Here is a 19,025-nt window from a genome sequence, read left to right as displayed (position 1 = left end):
GAGTTGACGATGGATGCATTGCGTATCAATGGCGAACGCCTGTGGGCGGCGCTGATGGAACTGGCGCAGATCGGCGCCACGCCGAAGGGCGGCGTCAAGCGCCTGGCCCTGACGGACCTGGACAAGCAGGGGCGCGACCTGGTGGTGGGCTGGGGGCGCGAAGCGGGCATGAGCATCACGATCGACCAGATCGGCAACGTCTTCATGCGCCGCGACGGCACGGACAATACCTTGCCACCGGTGATGACGGGCAGCCATATCGACACCCAGCCCACGGGCGGCAAGTTCGACGGCAATTACGGCGTGCTGGCTGGCCTGGAAGTGGTGCGCACCCTGAACGATTTGCACATCAAGACGCGGGCGCCCATCGAAGTGGCCTTCTGGACCAACGAGGAAGGCTCGCGCTTCGTGCCCGTGATGATGGGTTCCGGCGTGTTCTGCGGCGCCTTCTCGCTGGAGACGGCATATGCGGCCAAGGACACGGAAGGCAAGACGGTGGGCGAGGAGCTGGCGCGCATCGGCTATCGCGGAGACCAGGTGCCGGGCGACCACCCGATCGGCGCCTACTTTGAGACGCATATCGAGCAGGGCCCCGTGCTGGAAGACGCGGACAAGGTGATTGGCGTCGTGCCGGCCGTGATGGGGCTGTCGTGGTATGACTGCGTGGTGACGGGCATGGAAGCGCATGCGGGCCCCACGCCCATGGGCCTGCGCAAGGATGCGCTGCAGGTGGCCACCACCATCATGCAGGAAGTCGTCGCCATTGCGAACCGCTATCCGCCTTACGGGCGCGGCACGGTGGGCATGGTGCAGGTGTTCCCGAACAGCCGCAACGTGATTCCCGGCGAAGTCAAATTCAGCATCGACCTGCGCAATGTGAACGACGAACTGCTCAACACCATGCATGGCGAGATCACGGCTTTTATCGACGCCACGCGCGACAGGACGGGGCTGGGCATTTCACTGGAGCGCGTTTCCTACTACCCGCCATGCCCGTTCCACCCCGACTGCGTGGGCGCCGTGCGCAACGCCACGGAAAAGCTCGGCTACTCCGTGATGGACGTGGTCTCCGGCGCTGGCCACGACGCCATCTATGCGGCCAGGCTGGCGCGGCCGGCATGATCTTCGTGCCATGCAAGGACGGTATCAGCCACAATGAAATCGAGGATGCCAAGCCCGAACACCTGGAAGCGGGCTGCAACGTGCTGCTGCACGCAATGCTGGAGCGGGCCGTCGCCGTCTAGCGGCAGCGGCCCGGCTCCGTTCAGGGCGTGGGTTGGAAGTTGCGCAAAAAGGCCAGCAGCGCGCGCGCCGCGATGTCGGCGTCGTCCGCCGTCATGGTTTCCAGCGGGTTGTGGCTGATGCCGCCATTGCCGCAACGGGTAAACAGCATGGCCACGTCGGTGATGGCGGCCATGGCCATGGCGTCGTGGCCGGCACCCGACAGCAGCGCGTACGGTGCGATGCCGACCGATTCCACGGCTTGCGCCAGCTGCGCCATCAGCCACGGCGCGCAAGGCGCCGCGCTGATCGACAGCAGCAGTTCAAGCTGATAATCGATCTGGCGCCGCGCGCAAATGGCGGCGATGCCATCGAGAATATCGTCGACGGCCGCCTGGCGTACCGTGTCGCTGGCCGCGCGGATATCCAGCGACAGGGTGCAGGCGCCGGCGATCACGTTGACGGAGCCATTCGGTACCTGCAGCTGCCCCACGGTGCCGACCAGCGCCTCGCCCTGGTTGCAGCGCTGTTCCACCAGCAGGATGATTTCGGCGGCGGCGCTGGCCGCATCCTTGCGCATGGTCATGGGCGTGGTGCCCGCGTGGCTGGCCACGCCGCCCAGGGTCACCAGGTAGCGCGAGCTGCCGGCAATCGCCGTGACGATCCCCAGCGGCAGGTCGCGTTCCAGCAGCACGGGACCCTGCTCGATATGCACTTCCACATAGCCGAGCAAATCGGCCGGATCGCGCGCGATGGCGCCGATGGCGGTCGCTTCATGGCCGGCGGCGGCCAGCGCCTCGCGCATGCTGACGCCGTCCGCGTCACGCTGTTCCAGCAGCGCCACGTCGAACCTGCCCGTGACGGCCGTGCTGCCCAGGAAAGTGCTCTTGAAGCGCACGCCTTCCTCTTCGGCGAAGCCGACGATCTCGAAGTGAAACGGCAGCTTTTCGCCCCGCTCATGCAGGTGGCGCACGATGGCGATCGGCAGCACGATACCCAGGCGGCCGTCGTACTTGCCGCCGTTGCGCACCGTGTCGTAGTGCGATCCCGTCATCAGGGTTTTCGCGCCGGGCGTGTCGGACAGATAGCGCCCGACCACATTGCCGACAGCATCGATATGCACCTGCATGCCCGCTTCCGTCATCCACGCGGCCAGCTGCGCGGCCGTTTTACGGTGCGCCGGCGTCAGGTAGGCGCAGGTCAGGTTGTAGTCGCTGTCGCTCCAGCCGGCCAGGGTTTCCGCCTGCTGCATGATGGCCGGGCCGAAGTCCAGGCGCACGTCGAACAGGTCGTTCAGCCGCAGTTCGGCGATGCGCTTGATCTGCCGCAGCGATTCGGCCAGCTCGTCGGCGCGGCGGTTCTTCAGGCGCCGCGCAAAGGTGGCGATGATGTCCTGGCGCGTCAGGCCTTCACCCGTCGGTCCCTTGACGGCAAGGATGAAGGGAAAGCCGAACTTGGCGTTGTAGTCGCTGTTGAGGCGCTGCAAGGTGGCAAATTCGTCGGGGCTGCACAGGTTCAGGCCGGACTTGGCCTGCTCGCGGGTGGATTCGGCCGTCAGCTGGCCGGCGATGGCGGCCTTGCCGGCCAGCTCGGGATGGGCGCGAATCAGTCCCAGCTGTTCTTCCGGCGAAGCCAGGGCCAGCACGCGCTGCAGCTCTGCCTTGAGCGCCGTCAGGCTGGCGAAGGGCATGGCGTGGGCGGCGCGCTGGGCGATCCAGGGCGAGTGTTCGTAGATGCCGTGCAGCCGCGCGATAAAGTCGGCCGGGCTGCCGGCGTTCAGGTCTGAAAGGGTGGTCATGGTTTTCCGATCATGCAAGCGGTGATGATAGCGCCCCGTCCTGGCGTCCATTATATGCGCGCGCTGATAGCGCCTATCGCTGCACCAGCGCCTTGGCTGCGGCGCTGACCTGGTCGCGCAGCCATTTGTGCTCGGGCGCCTGGTGCACGCGCTGGTGCCACAGCTGGTAAAAGCGCATCGGTGGAAATTTCAATGGCACGGTGTACGTTTTCAGCGCCAGGGTCTTTTCATAAAAGCGCATGAACTGCCGGCCCGTGGTCAGCACCAGGTCGGTCTGCGTCAGCATGTAGGGGATCAGGCCGAAATACGCCGATTCCACCACCACGTTGCGCTGCAGGTTCTGCCGCTCCAGGAAGGAGTCGATCACGCCATGATAGCCGGGCATCATCTGCGACGGCGCCACGTGCGGCAGGCTCAGATAATCGTCCAGGGTCATGGCGTCGCTGGCAGTGCGCCGCGCGTAGGCGTTTTCCGCGTGCATGGCGCAGATGATGGGGTCTTCAAACAGCTTCGAGATGTGCAGGTGGGCGGGCGGCTCGTCCCAGTTGGCGATCACCAGGTCCAGGCCACCGTCTGACAGCTGGCGGATATGGTCGATGCCCGGCCCCAGGCTGTGCAGCACCACGCGGCTTTTTGGCGAACCGCGGCGCAGCAGCGCCACCACGTTGGGCAGGAACTGGCTGTCCAGATAGTCGGGCGCGGCGATGTGGAAGGTGCGCGCTTCTTCCTGCGCCACGAACGGCGTCTTCTTGACGAACAGGCTTTCCGTCTGGTCGAGGATGCGTTTGGCCGGATTGAGCAGGCTTTCGCCATGCTGGGTGGGCACCATGCCGCGCGCGCCGCGCACCAGCAGCGGGTCGCCCGTCAGCTCGCGCAGCTTGCGCAGTGACGCGGAAATCGAGGGCTGCGGCTGGTTCAGTTTCAGCGCCACGCGCGAGACGTTTTTTTTCCACCAGCAGCAGGTAGAGGATGCGGATCAGGTGCAAATCGAGGTGTTGCGGCAGGCTGGACATGGGCTGGTGGCTCTGTTGTATATCGAATTGAATATGTCAAATATACGATATTTTTCATGTGACGGGCGGTAAATCCGTTTATCTTGTGTAGATTGGCACGAATATTGGTTCGGTCTGACTAGAGGAAATTTATGGAAGTATTTGCCTACCTGATTCCGTACGGCCTTGAATGGCTGAACCTGATCGTCCGCTGGCTGCACGTCATCACGGGCATCGCCTGGATCGGTGCTTCCTTTTATTTTGTCTGGCTCGACAACTCGATCCGCCCGCCGGCACCCGGTTCCGAGCTGGCGAAAAAAGGCGTGTCGGGCGAACTGTGGGCCGTGCATGGCGGCGGCTTTTACAATCCGCAGAAATACCTGGTGGCGCCGGCCGAACTGCCGAAGGAACTGCACTGGTTCAAGTGGGAAGCGTATTCCACCTGGCTGTCCGGCTTTGCCCTGCTGACGATTGCCTACTACTTCAATGCGCAAGCCATGATGATCGATAAATCCGTGGCGGACATCTCCAGCGGCCAGGCTGTCGGCATCGGCATCGCCACCCTTGTCATCGGCTGGACCGTCTATGACTTGCTGTGCCGCTCGAAGCTGGCGCAACATGAACTGTGGTTCGGCGTGACGGTGTTCGCGCTGATCGTCGGCGCCGCCTATGTGCTCACGCATCTGCTCAGCGGACGCGCCGCGTATATCCATGTGGGCGCCATGATCGGCACCATCATGGTGGCCAATGTGCTGATGCTGATCATTCCCGGCCAGCGCAAGATGGTCGAGGCCATGGCCGCCGGCAAGCTGCCCGACCCCAAGCACGGGATGAAGGCCAAGCAGCGCAGCGTGCATAACAATTATTTCACCTTGCCCGTGCTGTTCATCATGATCAGCAACCACTACGCGATGACCTACCGCAACGACCATGCGTGGCTGGTGCTGGCGCTGATCATGGCGGCCGGCGTCTTCATCCGCCACTTCTTCAACCTGCGCCACAGGGGGCGTGTCGAGTGGCGCTATCCGGCCCTTGGCGTGGCCTTGCTGCTGGCCGTGGCCGTCGCCATCGCGCCGAAAGCGCCGGTGGCCGTGGCGGCCGCGCCAGCGGTGGATCCGGCAGCGCAGTTCAAGAGTGTGCATGCCATCATCGCGCAGCGCTGCGCCACCTGCCATTCGGCCCAGCCCACGCAGCCGGGCTTCGCCACGGCGCCGGCCGGCATGATGCTGGATAATGAAGCGGAAATCCGCCAGCACGTGGCGCAGATCTACAAGCAGGCCATCGAACTGAAGGCCATGCCGATCGGGAACCTGACCAATATGACCGACGCCGAGCGCAGTGAGCTGGGCGTCTGGCTGCAACAGACCATGCAAGGAAAAAAATGACAACGCACGCAGAAAAAATCACGGCCTGGATCGACGAACACTTCGACGACGAAGTCGCATTCTTGCAAAAAGTGGTGCAGCAGCCGACGGACACGCCGCCCGGCAATAACGCACCGCACGCGGAACTGGTGGCCCAATTGCTGCAGGCGTATGGCTGGCACGCGGAAAAACACGCCGTCCCGGCCGACCAGGTGGAAGCGTACGGCATGCAGAGCATCACCAATCTGATCGTGCGCCGCCCGTATGCGGCCGGTGGTCCGACCGTGGCCCTGAACGCGCATGGCGACGTGGTGCCGCCCGGCGACAACTGGACGTATCCACCGTATGGCGGCCAGATCGACAACGGCTATATGTACGGCCGCGCGACGGCCGTCTCGAAGAGCGATTTCGCCACCTATGTGTTTGCCGCGCGCGCCCTGGAGGCGCTGGGCATTCCACTCAAAGGCCAGCTGGAACTGCATTTTACTTACGACGAGGAATTCGGCGGCTTGCTGGGGCCGGGCTGGCTGCTGGAGCAGCAACTGACCAAGCCCGATTTTGTCATCGCCGCCGGTTTCAGCTATGGCATCGTCACGGCGCACAACGCCTGTTTGCAGCTGGAAATCACCGTGCATGGCAAGTCGGGCCACGGCTCCATGCCGGAGACGGGGCATGACGCGCTGCAGGCGGCCAACAAGATCCTCAACGCCATCTATGGCCAGTTGCCGGAGCTGAAAAAGATCAAGTCTAAGGTGGCCGGCATCGACTCGCCCACCATGCTGGTAGGCCGCATCGACGGCGGCACGAATACCAATGTGGTGCCGGGCAAGTTGGTCATGAAGATGGATCGCCGCATGATTCCGGAAGAAGACCCGGTGGCGGTGGAAGCGCAGGTGCGCGCGCTGATCGAGAATGCCGTGCGCGGCGAACCTGGCATCCGCATCGAGATCCGCCGCCTGCTGCTGTCGCATGCGTTGCGCCCTTTGCCGGGATCCGAACAGCTGGTCGGCAGCCTGCAAAAGAATGCGCAAGCCATCCTCGGCGAAACCATTCTCGCCGTCGGTACGCCGCTGTACGCGGACGCACGCCTGTATGGCGAGCGGGGCATTCCGGCCGTGCTGTATGGCGCCGGCCCGCGCACGGTGCCCGAATCGAATGCGAAGAAGGCCGATGAACGCCTGGCGCTCGAGGATTTGCGCAAGGCCAGCAAGATCGTTGCCCTGACCTTGCTCGACTTCCTGGGTGAAAAATAGGGCAGGGTGCTTTGGCTTACAATGGGGCGCACTCACCATCGTGAAGAAAACCCCATTGATTGAAGAGCCAAATTGAATACCCGTTTTCTCGAAGCGTTTGTCTGGGCCGCGCGGCTGGGCAGTTTCCGCACGGCCGCCGACAAGCTGCACATCACGCAGGCGGCCATTTCCAACCGCATCGCCTCGCTGGAGCAGGACTTCGGCACGCGATTGTTCGACCGCGATGCGCGTGAAATCCGCCTGACCTTCGCCGGGCGCAACCTGCTCGGCTATGCCGAACGCATGCTGGAACTGTGCCGCGACATGTATGCGGCCAATTCCTCGCCCGCGCAGATCACGGGTGAAGTGCGCATCGGCGTCATCGAAACCATCGTGCATACCTGGCTGATTCCCTTTTTGCAGCGCGTGCAGGAACGCTATCCGGGCATCGAGATTCAATTGACGTCCGAATCGACGCGCCGCCTGCACGAACAGCTGCAGCAGGGCGAGCTCGATATCGCGCTGCAGACGGACATGCTGACGGGCGACCATATCCGCAGCACGGGCAGCGGCGCCATCGCCATGGGCTGGGCAGGGCGGGCGGCCGACTGGCCCTACACGGGCACGCCATGGACGGTGGCGCAACTGGCGCAGCATCCGATCATCACCATGAACCGAGGCTCGCAGCCGCATTCCGCCTTGAAGGCGTTGTGCCAGGACGAGGGCGTGCAGCTGGGACGGGTGCATTGCGTCAGCTCGATTTCCGCCATCGTGCGGCTGGTGAAGTCGGGCTTCGGCATCGCCGTGCTGCCGCTGGCGCCCCTGCGCGAGGAAATCGAGCAGGGCAACATCGCCCTGATCCCGTGCACCAGCAGCCTGGCGCCGCAGCGTATCGTCATCAGCTACAGCGAAGATATCACCACGGAGGCGATCCAGCTGGTGGCCATGCTGGCGTGCGAAGAGGCGGCCCGGTTTAGCGTGGGGCTCGCGGAGGAGTACGGTGCTTGACGCTGTGGCGTAGGTCGGATTAGCGCTTGCGCGTAATCCGACAACATTGTTGGCCCATCCCGCAGCGAGTCAACATTGTTGGCCTCATCTCCACCCACAAGAAAAACTTATCAGTCGCGTTCAGAATAACCCGTTTGCCAAGCGAAGGCGCGCCACCTATTCTGGGTTGGCACACCACTCATAACGCAGAACGGAACCATCATGACGACGTCCCCCACCTTGCCCGGCATCCTGTTTGTCTGGACCAGCGCCGACCCGGAACACGAACGCGATTTCAACCGCTGGTACGACCGCGAACACGTGGAAGAGCGCGTGCGCATTCCCGGCTTCGTCAGCGGCACGCGCTACCAGAGCGTGCGAGGTCCCCGCAAATACCTGGGCCTGTATCGCACCGTGTCGCTGAACGCCTTCCAGACCCCCGATTACTTCAAGGCCTTCGGCCAGCAGACGCCATGGTCGGTGACGAATTTGCAGCGCATGCGTGACCCGATGCGCAGGGTCTGCGCCATCGAGGCGGAAACGGGCATGGGCACGGGCGCCTGGCTGGCCGTGCTGCGCCTGGGCGCGCCAGCCATCGGCCAGGACGCGCAAGCGGTAGCCGGTATGGCGGCGCTGGGTGAAAAATTGCTGCAGATCGATGGCGTGATCGCCACGCGTCTGCTGACGCCCGACGCCAAGCTGTCCGGCCCCCTGCCGGCGGAGCAGAAGGAGGGCCGCGTGCTCGATCCGATTTTCCTGGTCGACGCGTCGTCGGAAAGCGCCGCCGTCGCGGCCGCCGATGCCGCCAGCGCGGCGCTGGGACTCGATGGCGCCGAAGCGGCCATCCTGCAACTGTCCTGGCAATTGCGCGAGGCCGACCTGCAGGCTGCCTGACACGCCTGCGCGCATCTTGCCGGCACGCATAACACGAGACACGGGCGACGGCGCAGGACAAAGCATCCTGCGCCGCGCCTGCAATAAAAACTGACGAGAGAGCTAGCTTATGACTACACACACCACCGCGCGCACCGCCGCGCAAGGCAGCACGCATAGCGGTGCGCATGCGGCCGCACCGGGCGGCAAGCCCAAGACGGGCCGCCTGGCCACGGCCAGCATGGTCGGCACGACCCTGGAATGGTATGACTTCACCGTCTACAACACCATGGCCGCGCTGATCTTCAACCATCTGTTCTTCCCTTCCTTCGACCCGCTGACGGGCACCATCCTGGCCTTTTCCACGTATGCGGTAGGCTATATCTCGCGCCCGATCGGCGGCGTGATCTTCGGCCACCTGGGCGACAAGCTTGGGCGCCGCTGGGTGCTGGTGGTGACGCTGATGCTGATGGGCGTGACGACGGGCCTGATGGGCCTCTTGCCGACGTACGCCACGGCGGGCATCTGGAGCCCCATCCTGCTGGTGGCGCTGCGTTTCGTGCAGGGCATCGCGCTCGGTGGCGAATGGGCGGGCGCCGTGCTGATCTCCGTCGAACACGGGGCGCCGGACAAGCGTGGCCGCAACGCCTCGTGGACGCAGGTGGGGCCGTCGTTCGGCACCCTGCTGGCGACGGGCTGCATCGGCCTGATCACGTATATGCTGCCGCATGAAGCATTCATGGACTGGGGCTGGCGCATGCCGTTCATCGCCAGCCTGCTGCTGGTGGCGTTTGGCATGTGGATACGCAGCGGCATCGATGAAACCCCGCTGTTCAAGGAACTCGATCAGAAGGATGCGAAGGCCGAAGCGCCGATCGGCGACGTGCTGCGCGTCTACTGGCGCCGCCTGCTGATCGCCGGTGGCGTGCGCATCGGCTCGGACGTGCTGTATGCGCTGGTGGTGGTGTTTACCCTGACGTACGTGACGACAGTGCTGCATCTGTCGTCGACCCTGGCATTGACCGCCATCATGATCGGCACTGCCTGCAATGCGCTGGCGGTGCCCGTCTTTGGCGCGCTGTCGGACAAGATCGGCCGCCGCCCCGTGTATGCGCTGGGCGCCGTGCTGGGCCTCGTGTGGGCGTTTGCCTTCTTTACCTTGCTGGACACGGCCAGCCCGGCCGCCATCGTCACCGCCGTCGTCGTGGGCCTGGTCATCCACGCCATCATGTATGGCCCGCAAGCGGCTTTCGTCATCGAGCAATTCCCCACCAAGGTGCGCTACGCGGGTTCCTCGCTGGCCTATACCCTGGCCGGCGTCATCGGCGGCGGTTTCGCCCCGCTCGTCATCGCCAGCCTGTACCGCTCGTACAACAGCACCATGGCCGTCTCGCTGTACGTGGCGGCGGCCTTGCTGATCACCGGCGCCGCCGTCTTTGCGGCACGCGAAACGGGCCGCGGCCCATTGGAAGAATAAGGAACGATCATGACTACCCACACCTTCACCCTGGCCGGCCACGGCCCCGTCACCTTCGATATCGACAACCTGGTCATCGCCGGCTGGACGGGCCGCGACATGGCGATGGTCGAGCACCATATCGCCGAACTGGAAGCCATCGGAGTGGCGCGACCGAAAAGCGTGCCGACCTTTTACCGCGTGGCAGCAAAGCTGCTGTCGAGCGACGCGGCCATCGAAGTGCCGGGCAGCGACTCGTCCGGCGAGGCGGAATTCGTGCTGTTCTCCACAGAGTACGGCCTGCTGGTGGGCATCGGCTCCGACCATACGGACCGCAAGGTGGAAAGCTATGGCGTGACGGTGTCCAAGCAGATGTGCGGCAAACCCGTGGGCGACACCCTGTGGCGCTATGCGGACGTGGCGGGCCACTGGGACCAGCTGCAGATGCGTTCCTGGCGCGAACGGGCCGGCGTGCCGGCGCTGTACCAGGATGGCCCCGTGACGCGCATGCTGTCGCCGGAAGACCTGATTCTGCGCTACACGGGGCAGGCCAGCCTGCCGCTGGGCAGCGCCATGTTCTGCGGCACGCAACCCATCATCGGCGAGATGGGCCATGGCGACGCGTTTGCACTGGAGCTGTATGATCCAGCCTTGCAGCGCCGCCTGCAGCACCGCTATGCCGTGCAAACCCTGCCCGTGGAAGGATAAAAAAATGACGAAGACCATCCGTGAACTGGCCGCCGACCTGGCCGCCGGCCGCATCACCAGCGTGGCACTGACAGAGCAGATGCTGGCGCGCGCCGAGGCGCACCGGGCGCAGGGCGGCCATGCGTACGTCAGCCTCGATGGCGAGCAGGCATTGGCCGAAGCGCGTGCCAGCGACGCGGCGCGCGCCGCCGGCATCGTGGCCTCGCCGCTGGCCGGCGTACCCATCTCGATCAAGGACTTGTTCGACGTCAAGGGGCAAACCAGCAGCGCGGCCTCGCTGGCGCTGGCCGATGCGCCGCCCGCCGCTGCCGATGCGGGGGCCGTGGCGCGCCTGCGCGCGGCCGGCGCTGTCCTGCTGGGACGCACCAACATGAGCGAATTTGCGTTCTCGGGCCTGGGCCTCAATCCCCATCATGGCACGCCGCGCCATCCGCTGGACCGCGAACGGGTGGCCGGTGGCTCCACTTCGGGCGGCGCCGTGACGGTGGCGCTGGACATGGCGGCCGGCGCGCTGGGTACGGACACGGGCGGCTCGATCCGCATCCCGTCCGCCTTTTGCGGCCTGACGGGTTTCAAGCCGACGGCCGCTTCCGTTTCGCTGGCCGGCACGGTGCCCCTGTCGCGCTCCCTCGATTCGGCCGGCCCCATCGCGCACAGCGTCGATTGCTGCGCGCTGCTGTACGCGGCACTGTCCGGCCAGGAAATCGCCGACGGCGCGCCCGCATTGAAAGGCATGCGCTTCGGCTTTACCGCAGACTACGTGGGCGCCCAAGTCGAGCCGCAGGTGCAGCAGGCATTCGACCGTGCGCTGGACAAGCTGCGCGCGTCCGGCGCGCTGGTGGAGCAGTTCGATTTCCCGGAATTGCTGGAGCTGCCGACGATCAATGGCGGCGGCGGTCTGGTGGCGGCCGAGGCCTGGCACTGGCACCGGGCATTGCTGGAACAGAAGGGCGCGCAATACGACCAGCGCGTGGCGGCGCGCATCCGCCGTGGCCAGCAGCAGGGCGCGTTTGACTATATCGACCTGCTCGATGCGCGCGCGCGCCTGATCGCCGCCGCGCAACGGCGCCTGGCGCCATTCGACGCCTGGCTGATGCCCAGCGTGGCGATTTTGGCGCCGCGGCTCGCGCCGCTGGAAGCGGATGACGCCACCTTTTTCGCCACGAATGGCCTGGTGCTGCGCAACGCCAGCGTGATCAATTTCCTTGACGGCTGTGCCTTGTCGCTGCCTTGCCACGCCGAGGGCGAACTGCCCGTGGGACTGGGCATCTGCGCCCTGGCGGGCGCCGACGAACGCATGTTGCGGATTGGCCGCGCGGTGGAGTGCTTGTTGGGTGCACAACAATAAATAGTGCTGCGGTGCAGGAAAATGCCAACTCTGTACTATGATGGCTGGTATTGACATGGGATAGTCGCGCTTCGGGCGCCGGCAAACTTCACACTGTGCACCGATACGACCTGATTAGCTGTCATGATTGCGGCGTGCTGTACCGCAAGCGTCCGCTGCGTCCACGCGAAAAGGCGCGCTGCATCCGTTGCCGCTCGGTGCTGTATCGCGCCGCGTCAGGAAGGGGCGCGCCCGCTGGCCTGGACAAGGTGGTGGCGCTCACCCTGGGCGCCGCCCTGGTCTTCCTGATCGCCCAGTTTTTCCCCATCGTCGAACTCGACGTCAATGGTTTGACCTCCAGCGCCACCTTGCTGGGCTCCATCCGCGTGCTGTGGGCCGAACAGATGCAAGTGGTGGCGGCCATGGTCTTCCTGTTTACCATCCTCTTTCCTGCCATCGAACTCGGGTCCCTGCTGTACGTGGCGCTGGGCTTGCGCGGCGGCGTCAAGGTGCCCGGCTTTCACCGCGTGCTGCGTGCCGTGCAGATGTCGCGCGAGTGGGGCATGACGGAAGTGCTGATGATCGGCATCCTGATCACCGTTGTCAAGATGACCAGCCTGGCCACCGTGGTGCCGCAACCGGGGCTGTTCGCCTTTGGCGCCCTGACCCTGCTGCTGGCCATCGTCGTCTCGTTCGACCCGAAGGCCCTGTGGAACCTGGGCGACGACCTGACCCGCCAAGCGCTGCCCGGCATGCGCTACAAGGCCTTCGCGCCCGGCGAGAAGGTCGTGCCCTGCCACGCCTGCGGCCTGGTGGCGCCGCCCTTGGGCAAGGGCAAGCACCTGGCGTGCGTGCGCTGCGGTTCTACCCTGCATGTGCGCAAACCGAACAGCATCAGCCGCACCTGGGCCCTGCTGATCGCCGCCATGATCCTCTACATTCCCGCCAACCTGCTGCCCGTGATGGTGACCTATACGCTGTTTGGCGCGCAAAACGACACCATCATGAGCGGCGTGGTGCTGTTCTGGACCAGCGGCTCGAAGGGCCTGGCCATCATCATTTTCATCGCCAGCGTCGTCGTGCCGATGCTCAAGCTGGGCGTGCTGGCGCTGCTGGCATTCACGGCGCAGCGGCGTTCACGCTGGCGGCCGCGCCAGCGCACCGTCTTGTACCGCATGGTCGAATTCATCGGCCGCTGGTCCATGCTCGATATCTTTGTTGTCACCCTGACGGTGGCGCTGGTGCGCTTCAAGTCGCTGGCGGTGATCACGGCCGGTCCCGGCGCGCTGGCCTTTGGCGCCGTGGTCGTGCTGACCATGCTGGCGGCGATGCAGTTCGACCCGCGCCTGATCTGGGACCCCGTCGATGAGCAGGCGCCCGGCGAGGAAGAGCCCGTGGTGATAACAAGTACCGGAAACAATACAGTGATTGGAGAACAGCATGGCTGACAAAGAAACGGGCGACCTTGCCGAAACGGGCGGACGCGCATTGCCGGAACCCGATGTGGAGCAGGGCAGCCGCTGGCTGCCGTCGCTGGTGTGGCTCATTCCGCTGCTGGCCGCGCTGATCGGCGCCGGCCTGGCTGCCAAGTCCATCCTCGACCAGGGACCCACGGTAACGGTCAGCTTCAAGAGCGCCGAAGGCCTGGAGCCAGGCAAGACCAAGGTCAAGTACAAGGATGTGGATATCGGCCAGGTGCGCACCATCACGCTCGGTGACGATTTGACCAAGGTGCTGGTGACGATCGACATGAGCAAGGAAGCGCGCCGCTTCGCCACGCAGGATACGCGCTTCTGGGTGGTGCGCCCGCAGATCGGCGCCAGCGGCGTGACGGGCCTGGGCACCTTGCTGTCGGGCGCCTACATCGGCGTCGATACGGGCAAGTCGGAAACGAAAAAGGAGAGCTTCGTCGGCATGGAAGACCCGCCCGCCGTGGCCGGCGACCAGAAGGGCAAGCTGTACACCCTGCATGCGGACAGCCTCGGTTCCGTGGACGTGGGTTCGCCCCTGTTCTTCCACCGCCTGCGCGTGGGCAAGGTGGTCAGCTTCGCGCTGGACAAGGACGGCCATGGCATCACCATGTCCGTCTTCGTCAATGCGCCGTATGACCAGTTCGTCGGCAAGAACGCGCGCTGGTGGCATGCCAGCGGCGTCGACGTGCGGCTCGATTCCAACGGCTTCAAATTGAATACGCAATCGCTGGCGGCCATGCTGGTGGGCGGCATCGCCTTCGAGGCGGAAAACGGCCGCAAGCCGGAAGAGCCGGCGCCGGCCGGCACCGTCTACCGCCTGGCCGCCGACGAGGCCAGCGCCATGCGCGAACCCGATGGCGAAGCCATTACCACCGTCTTCTATTTCGACCAGTCGCTGCGCGGCCTGCAGCCCGGTGCCACGGTGGACTTCCGCGGCATCGTGCTGGGCGAGGTGCGCTCGGTGGGCATCGAATTCGATCCTGTGAAAAAGAACTTCCGCATGCCCGTCACCGTCAACCTGTATCCGGCCCGCCTGGGCATGCGCTTCAAGACGGCCGTCGATGACGCGGAAGGCTCGGTGGGCCACCAGCTGCTTGAACGCATGGTCAGCCGCGGCTTGCGCGCGCAGCTACGCACGGGCAACCTGCTCACCAGCCAGCTTTACATCGCGCTGGACTTCTTCCCGAAAGCGCCGAAGGTGGCGCTGGAAGTGAACAAATATCCGCTGGAAGTGCCGACCGTGCCGAACACGCTCGATGAATTGCAGACGCAGATCGCCAGCATCGCCAGGAAGCTGGACCAGGTGCCATACGCCGAGATCGGCAACAACCTGAACGCCACCATCAAGCAGGCCAATACCCTGTTCAAGCAGCTCGATGGCCAGGTGGTGCCGGAAATGCGCGATACCCTGACGGCGGCGAAGCAGACCTTCGGCACGGCCGAACAAGTGCTGCAAAAGGATTCGCCGCTGCAGTCGGACGTGCGCCAGGCCTTGCAGCAGCTGACGCAAACCCTGCAATCGCTGAACGCCCTGTCGGACTACCTGGAGCGCCACCCGGAGTCCCTGATCCGCGGCAAAAAAGGAGATGAAAAATGATGAAGCCCATCCTCGCGGCATGCACGGCGGCGTTGCTGCTGGGCGCCTGCTCCACGCCCCAGCCCGAGCATTTTTATACGCTCAGCGGCGGCGCCGAGGTGCAGCCGGCCAAGCCCGTGAAATACTATGTCGAGATGCTGGCCGTCAGCGTGCCGCAGCAGGTGAGCCGCAACCAGTTCGTGGTGACGGCGCCCTCGGGCCGCATCGAACTGCTGGAGCAGCAGCGCTGGGCGGGGCCGCTGGCCGGCGAAATCGGCCAGGCCCTGTCCACGGCCGTGACGAACGACCTGGGCGCCATCGACGTGTTCCGCACGCCGCACCCGGACAACCTGCCCGTGTACCGCATCAGCAGCAACGTGCAGCGTTTTGAATCGGTGATGGGACAGTACGCGCTGATCGACGCTGTCTGGAGCGTGCGCCAGCTGTCCAGCAGCAAGGTGGTGACGTGCCGCACTGTGGCCAATGAAAAGGTGGGCGCCGGCTACGATGAATTGGTGACGGGCCACCGCCGCGCCGTGGGCCGCATCGCCGCCGACATGGCCGCTGTCGTGCGCTCGTTCGACAGCGGCAGCGCCGCCTGCCCGGCCGCCTGAGCGGCCCGGCGCTAGCCACTCCCCATGGCCGCTGGTAAAATGCGGCCATGGGAATGACCTTGTTCACGCGCCGCCTTGCCGCCTGGATCGCCTGTTTTGCGATCCTGCTGGCGGCGCTCGCGCCATCGATTTCCCAGGCCGTCGCCAACGCCAAGCAGCAATCGGGCTCCGGCTGGGCTGAAATCTGCTCGGTGGCCGGCATCCGTTTTGTCCAGGTGGTCGAGGACGGCACCACCGAGGACGGCAAGTCCGCCGGCAAGGCCATGCAGATGGAGCATTGCGCCTTCTGTTCCACGCATGCGGGTTCCGCAGGCTTGCCGCCCACCGGCCCCGTGCTGCCGCTGCCCGTTGCCATGGGCACGGCCATTTTCCCCGCCCTGTATTACCAGTCTCCCGCACCGCTGTTCATCTGGTCCACCGCGCAGTCGCGCGCGCCGCCCGCCCTCGTCTGAGTTTGCATTGTCAAGTCCGACCTGTCCGCCCACTGGCGTGACGGGTCGCATCCGCATACTTCAACGAGAATCACATGAACAAGAAATTATTGGTGCTGGCCGCGGCCATCACCGTGGCCTACCCTTGCGCGCAGGCGCAGCAAGCTGACCAAACTGACCGCGCCATCGACACCGTCGTCGTTTCCGGCTCGCGCGCGCAAGCGTGGCTGTCCGAGACGCCGCAGGCCATTGGCGTCGTCAATGCGCAGACGCTGGAACGCGACAGGCCCAAGACCATGGGCGATATCCTCAACCGCATCGCCGGCGTGTATTGGAATGACCTGGGCAACGAGCAGCACAGCATGAGCATCCGCCAGCCCATCGGCACGAATGCCGTCTACCAGTATCTGGAGGATGGCATTCCCATCCGCCCGCTGGGCGTCTTCAACCACAACTCGCTCAATGAAATGAACATGGCCGGCGCCAGCGGCGTGGAAGTGGTGAAGGGCGCCGCTTCCTCGCTGTATGGCAGCAATGCCGTGGGCGGCGCCGTCAATTTCCTCACGGCCGGCGCCAGCGCCACGCCGACGGCCAAGGTGGGCGTGCGGCGCGACAACGTGGCGGGTTTTACGCGCTACGACAGCTCCGCCAGCGATACGTGGGGATCGCTGGGCCTGCGCTTTTCCCATTACAGCTCGCGCCGTTCGCGCGACAACTGGCAAGAGTACAGCTATGGCGACAAGGATTCGTTTTCGCTGCGCGCCGACTATGCGCTCAGCCCCACGTCGCAGCTGCGCGCCACTCTGGTTCACACGGATCTCGACGCGGCCATGACGGGCAGCCTGTTCGAAAACGATTACCGCGCCAACCCGGGCAAGAGCCTGAACACGTTCACCTACCGCAAGGACAAGACCACGCGCATGAATGTGGCGTGGGAGGGCGCGACGACGGCCAATGGCACGAGCACCATCACCGTATTTACGCGCAAGAACGACCATGGACAACTGCCCGCGTATTCCATCGGCAGCTGCGCGGGCATGCTGTGCAAGGGCGTTATCAACAACAACCACGTCGATTCACTGGGGCTGGACGTGAAGCACCAGCAGGAATTCGCCTGGCTGCGTACACGCCTGGTTGCCGGCGTGTACGTGGACAAGAGCGACAATCCCTTTGTCAGCGATAATCTGTCCATCGTGCGCGATGCGGCCACGGGACGCTATCTGCGCTACACCCTGGCCAACGCTTCCAATCCGCAGGGCGTGCGCGACTACCAGACGGACATTCTGAACACGGCCATCTTCGCGCAATGGGAGTTTTCGCCGCTGGCCGGCACGCGCGTGGTGCTGGGCGGCCGTTCGGACGCCATCCGCTACGACTACCATAACAGGCTGGCGCCAGGCGGCAGCGTCAATTACGGCGCGCCCGACGAGTCGCGCAGCTTTTCGCATGTGAGCCCGAAGCTGGGCGCCACCTACGCCATCGGCCATGCAGGCAGCGTGTATGCGAACGTCAGCCAGGGCTTCACGCCGCCCGAGGTGAGCCAGCTGTACGGCAAGACGGGCATCGCCGACCTGCAGCCGTCCGTGTACAACAACTATGAAATCGGCCTGCGCCGGGCTTTCCTTGAGGGCCGCTTGAAACTCGATACGGCCCTGTACCGGCTCGACGGGCGCGACACCATCGTCAGCTATACGCTGTCGCCGGGGAACAGCGAAAACCGCAATGCGGGCCGCACGCGCAGCGAAGGGCTGGAACTGGGGTTGAACTACGCCAGCGGCCCGTTCGACGCGCGCTTCGCCACGGCCATCGCGCGCCACCGCTACCTGCGCTACCAGCTTTCCAGCAGTCTCGATTACAGCGGCCGCAGCATGCCGCAGGCGCCGCGCGACATCACCTCGTTCGAGGTCGGCTACCAGCCCGTGGCCGGCGCCAGGGTGGCGCTGGAAGCCGTGCACCAGGGCCGCTACTGGATGAACAATGCCAACACGGTGGAATATGGCGGCCATGCGCTGTTCAACCTGCGCGCCAGCTACCGGCTGGCGCGCGGGCTGGAAGCGTGGACGCAGGTGCGCAACCTTGCCGACAAGCGCTATGCCGATTCGGCCAGCAGCAGTTACTCGGGCACGGGCAGCTACGCGGCCAATACGCAGAACCAGTACACGCCCGGCGCGCCGCGCAGCGTGATGCTGGGCCTGTCCTATAGCTACAGCGCACTGTGAGGATGGCCATGGACGATCATACCTTTCTCATCGCGCGCCGCAAAAGCCTGTACTGGCGCCTCCACTTCTGGGCCGCGCTGATCGCCTCGCCATTTGCGCTGGTGGCCACCCTGACGGGCATGTTGTATGTGTTCACGCCGCAGATCGAGGCAAGGCTGTATCGGCACCTCGATCATGTGTCGCCGCAGGGCGCCATGCTGCCGCTGGATACTGCCGTGGCGGCAGCGGAACGGGCGGCGCCGCGCGGCTGGGAAGTGCAGCATGTGGTGCCGCCGTTCCAAGCTAGCGACGCGGTGCAGGTGGCGTTCGCGCCGCCCGGTGGCGCGCAGGATGAACACGCGGGCCATGGCGGGCATGCCGCGTCCGTCAAGCCGAAGTTTGGCCTGCCCGCGCAAGCCATCGTTGTCTACGTGAATCCGTATGACGCGCGCGTGCTGGGCAGCCTGGCCAGCAGCGAGCGTTTCGGCAACTGGGCCAAGAAGCTGCATTCGCGCCTGCTGCAAAACGATGGCTGGCGCTGGATGATCGAACTGGCGGCCAGCTGGCTGATGGTGATGCTGGTGACGGGCGTGATCCTGTGGTGGCCGCGCGGCGCGCAAGCTGGTTTGCCGAAGCGCGGTGCGCGGGGCCGCAATGGCTGGCGCCAGTGGCATGCGTTCCTCGGCGTGGCGCTGGGCGTGGTGAGCTTCGTGATCCTGGCCACGGGCCTCACATGGAGCCAGCAGGCGGGCGGGCGCATCCGCGCGTTGCGCGAC

General features: G+C 65.0%; 14 protein-coding genes and 2 pseudogenes. 14 read left to right on the top strand and 2 right to left on the bottom strand.

Going from position 1 to position 19,025, the window contains the following annotated elements; translation table 11 throughout:
* Positions 1-9: 9 nt before the first annotated feature.
* A pseudogene (locus JaAD80_RS16745) lies at positions 10-1,244 on the top strand (Zn-dependent hydrolase).
* Positions 1,245-1,264: 20 nt separating this feature from the next.
* Here JaAD80_RS16745 and JaAD80_RS16740 read toward each other — a convergent pair.
* Both JaAD80_RS16740 and JaAD80_RS16735 read right to left on the bottom strand, forming a co-directional pair.
* The gene (locus tag JaAD80_RS16740; protein ID WP_102295635.1) at positions 1,265-3,019 is read right to left on the bottom strand and encodes an allantoate amidohydrolase; all 1,755 of its coding nucleotides are present in this window, start codon (positions 3,017-3,019) and stop codon (positions 1,265-1,267) included.
* A 73-nt stretch (positions 3,020-3,092) separates the two neighbouring features.
* A pseudogene (locus tag JaAD80_RS16735) lies at positions 3,093-4,032 on the bottom strand (LysR family transcriptional regulator).
* A 131-nt stretch (positions 4,033-4,163) separates the two neighbouring features.
* Between JaAD80_RS16735 and JaAD80_RS16730 the strand changes: the two are divergent.
* The 13 genes from JaAD80_RS16730 to JaAD80_RS16670 all read left to right on the top strand — a co-directional run.
* Positions 4,164-5,396 carry a urate hydroxylase PuuD gene (locus JaAD80_RS16730; RefSeq protein ID WP_102295633.1) on the top strand — a complete coding sequence of 411 codons (1,233 nt, stop codon included), beginning with the start codon at positions 4,164-4,166 and terminating at the stop codon, positions 5,394-5,396.
* Complete coding sequence (locus JaAD80_RS16725) at positions 5,393-6,628, top strand: M20/M25/M40 family metallo-hydrolase (RefSeq protein ID WP_102295631.1); 1,236 nt, start codon at positions 5,393-5,395, stop codon at positions 6,626-6,628. Before JaAD80_RS16730 ends, JaAD80_RS16725 begins: the two co-directional genes overlap by 4 nt.
* 72 nt (positions 6,629-6,700) lie before the next feature.
* Positions 6,701-7,615 carry a LysR family transcriptional regulator gene (locus tag JaAD80_RS16720; protein WP_102295629.1) on the top strand — a complete coding sequence of 305 codons (915 nt, stop codon included), beginning with the start codon at positions 6,701-6,703 and terminating at the stop codon, positions 7,613-7,615.
* Positions 7,616-7,816: 201 nt separating this feature from the next.
* Positions 7,817-8,488: a DUF4286 family protein gene (locus JaAD80_RS16715; RefSeq protein WP_102295627.1), complete on the top strand. Its 672-nt coding sequence runs from the start codon at positions 7,817-7,819 to the stop codon at positions 8,486-8,488.
* A gap of 109 nt (positions 8,489-8,597) precedes the next feature.
* Positions 8,598-9,944, top strand: coding sequence for an MFS transporter (locus tag JaAD80_RS16710; RefSeq protein WP_102295626.1), 1,347 nt, complete (start codon positions 8,598-8,600; stop codon positions 9,942-9,944).
* Positions 9,945-9,953: 9 nt separating this feature from the next.
* Positions 9,954-10,631 carry a DUF2848 domain-containing protein gene (locus JaAD80_RS16705; protein ID WP_102295624.1) on the top strand — a complete coding sequence of 226 codons (678 nt, stop codon included), beginning with the start codon at positions 9,954-9,956 and terminating at the stop codon, positions 10,629-10,631.
* Positions 10,632-10,635: 4 nt separating this feature from the next.
* On the top strand, positions 10,636-11,979 hold the full coding sequence (locus tag JaAD80_RS16700) for an amidase (RefSeq protein WP_102295622.1): 1,344 nt from the start codon (positions 10,636-10,638) through the stop codon (positions 11,977-11,979).
* A 134-nt stretch (positions 11,980-12,113) separates the two neighbouring features.
* Positions 12,114-13,406, top strand: a complete 1,293-nt coding sequence (locus tag JaAD80_RS16695) for a paraquat-inducible protein A (protein ID WP_374755251.1) — start codon at positions 12,114-12,116, stop codon at positions 13,404-13,406.
* Entirely contained in the window at positions 13,399-15,027 is a 1,629-nt protein-coding gene (locus JaAD80_RS16690; protein WP_102295620.1) for an intermembrane transport protein PqiB, read from the top strand. The genes JaAD80_RS16695 and JaAD80_RS16690 overlap by 8 nt, the downstream gene beginning before the upstream one ends.
* Positions 15,024-15,620: a membrane integrity-associated transporter subunit PqiC gene (locus JaAD80_RS16685; protein WP_258003037.1), complete on the top strand. Its 597-nt coding sequence runs from the start codon at positions 15,024-15,026 to the stop codon at positions 15,618-15,620. The genes JaAD80_RS16690 and JaAD80_RS16685 overlap by 4 nt, the downstream gene beginning before the upstream one ends.
* A 53-nt stretch (positions 15,621-15,673) precedes the next feature.
* On the top strand, positions 15,674-16,072 hold the full coding sequence (locus tag JaAD80_RS16680) for a DUF2946 domain-containing protein (RefSeq protein ID WP_102295618.1): 399 nt from the start codon (positions 15,674-15,676) through the stop codon (positions 16,070-16,072).
* Positions 16,073-16,146: 74 nt separating this feature from the next.
* Entirely contained in the window at positions 16,147-18,270 is a 2,124-nt protein-coding gene (locus JaAD80_RS16675; RefSeq protein ID WP_258003036.1) for a TonB-dependent receptor, read from the top strand.
* A gap of 8 nt (positions 18,271-18,278) precedes the next feature.
* Positions 18,279-19,025 (top strand): PepSY domain-containing protein (locus JaAD80_RS16670; RefSeq protein WP_146012412.1); only part of this gene is annotated, 747 nt, incomplete at its 3' end.

Origin of the sequence: Janthinobacterium sp. AD80, assembly GCF_002878455.1 — a bacterium.
Taxonomy (GTDB): Bacteria; Pseudomonadota; Gammaproteobacteria; order Burkholderiales; family Burkholderiaceae_D; genus Janthinobacterium.
This window is presented reverse-complemented; position numbering and strand designations above follow the sequence as displayed.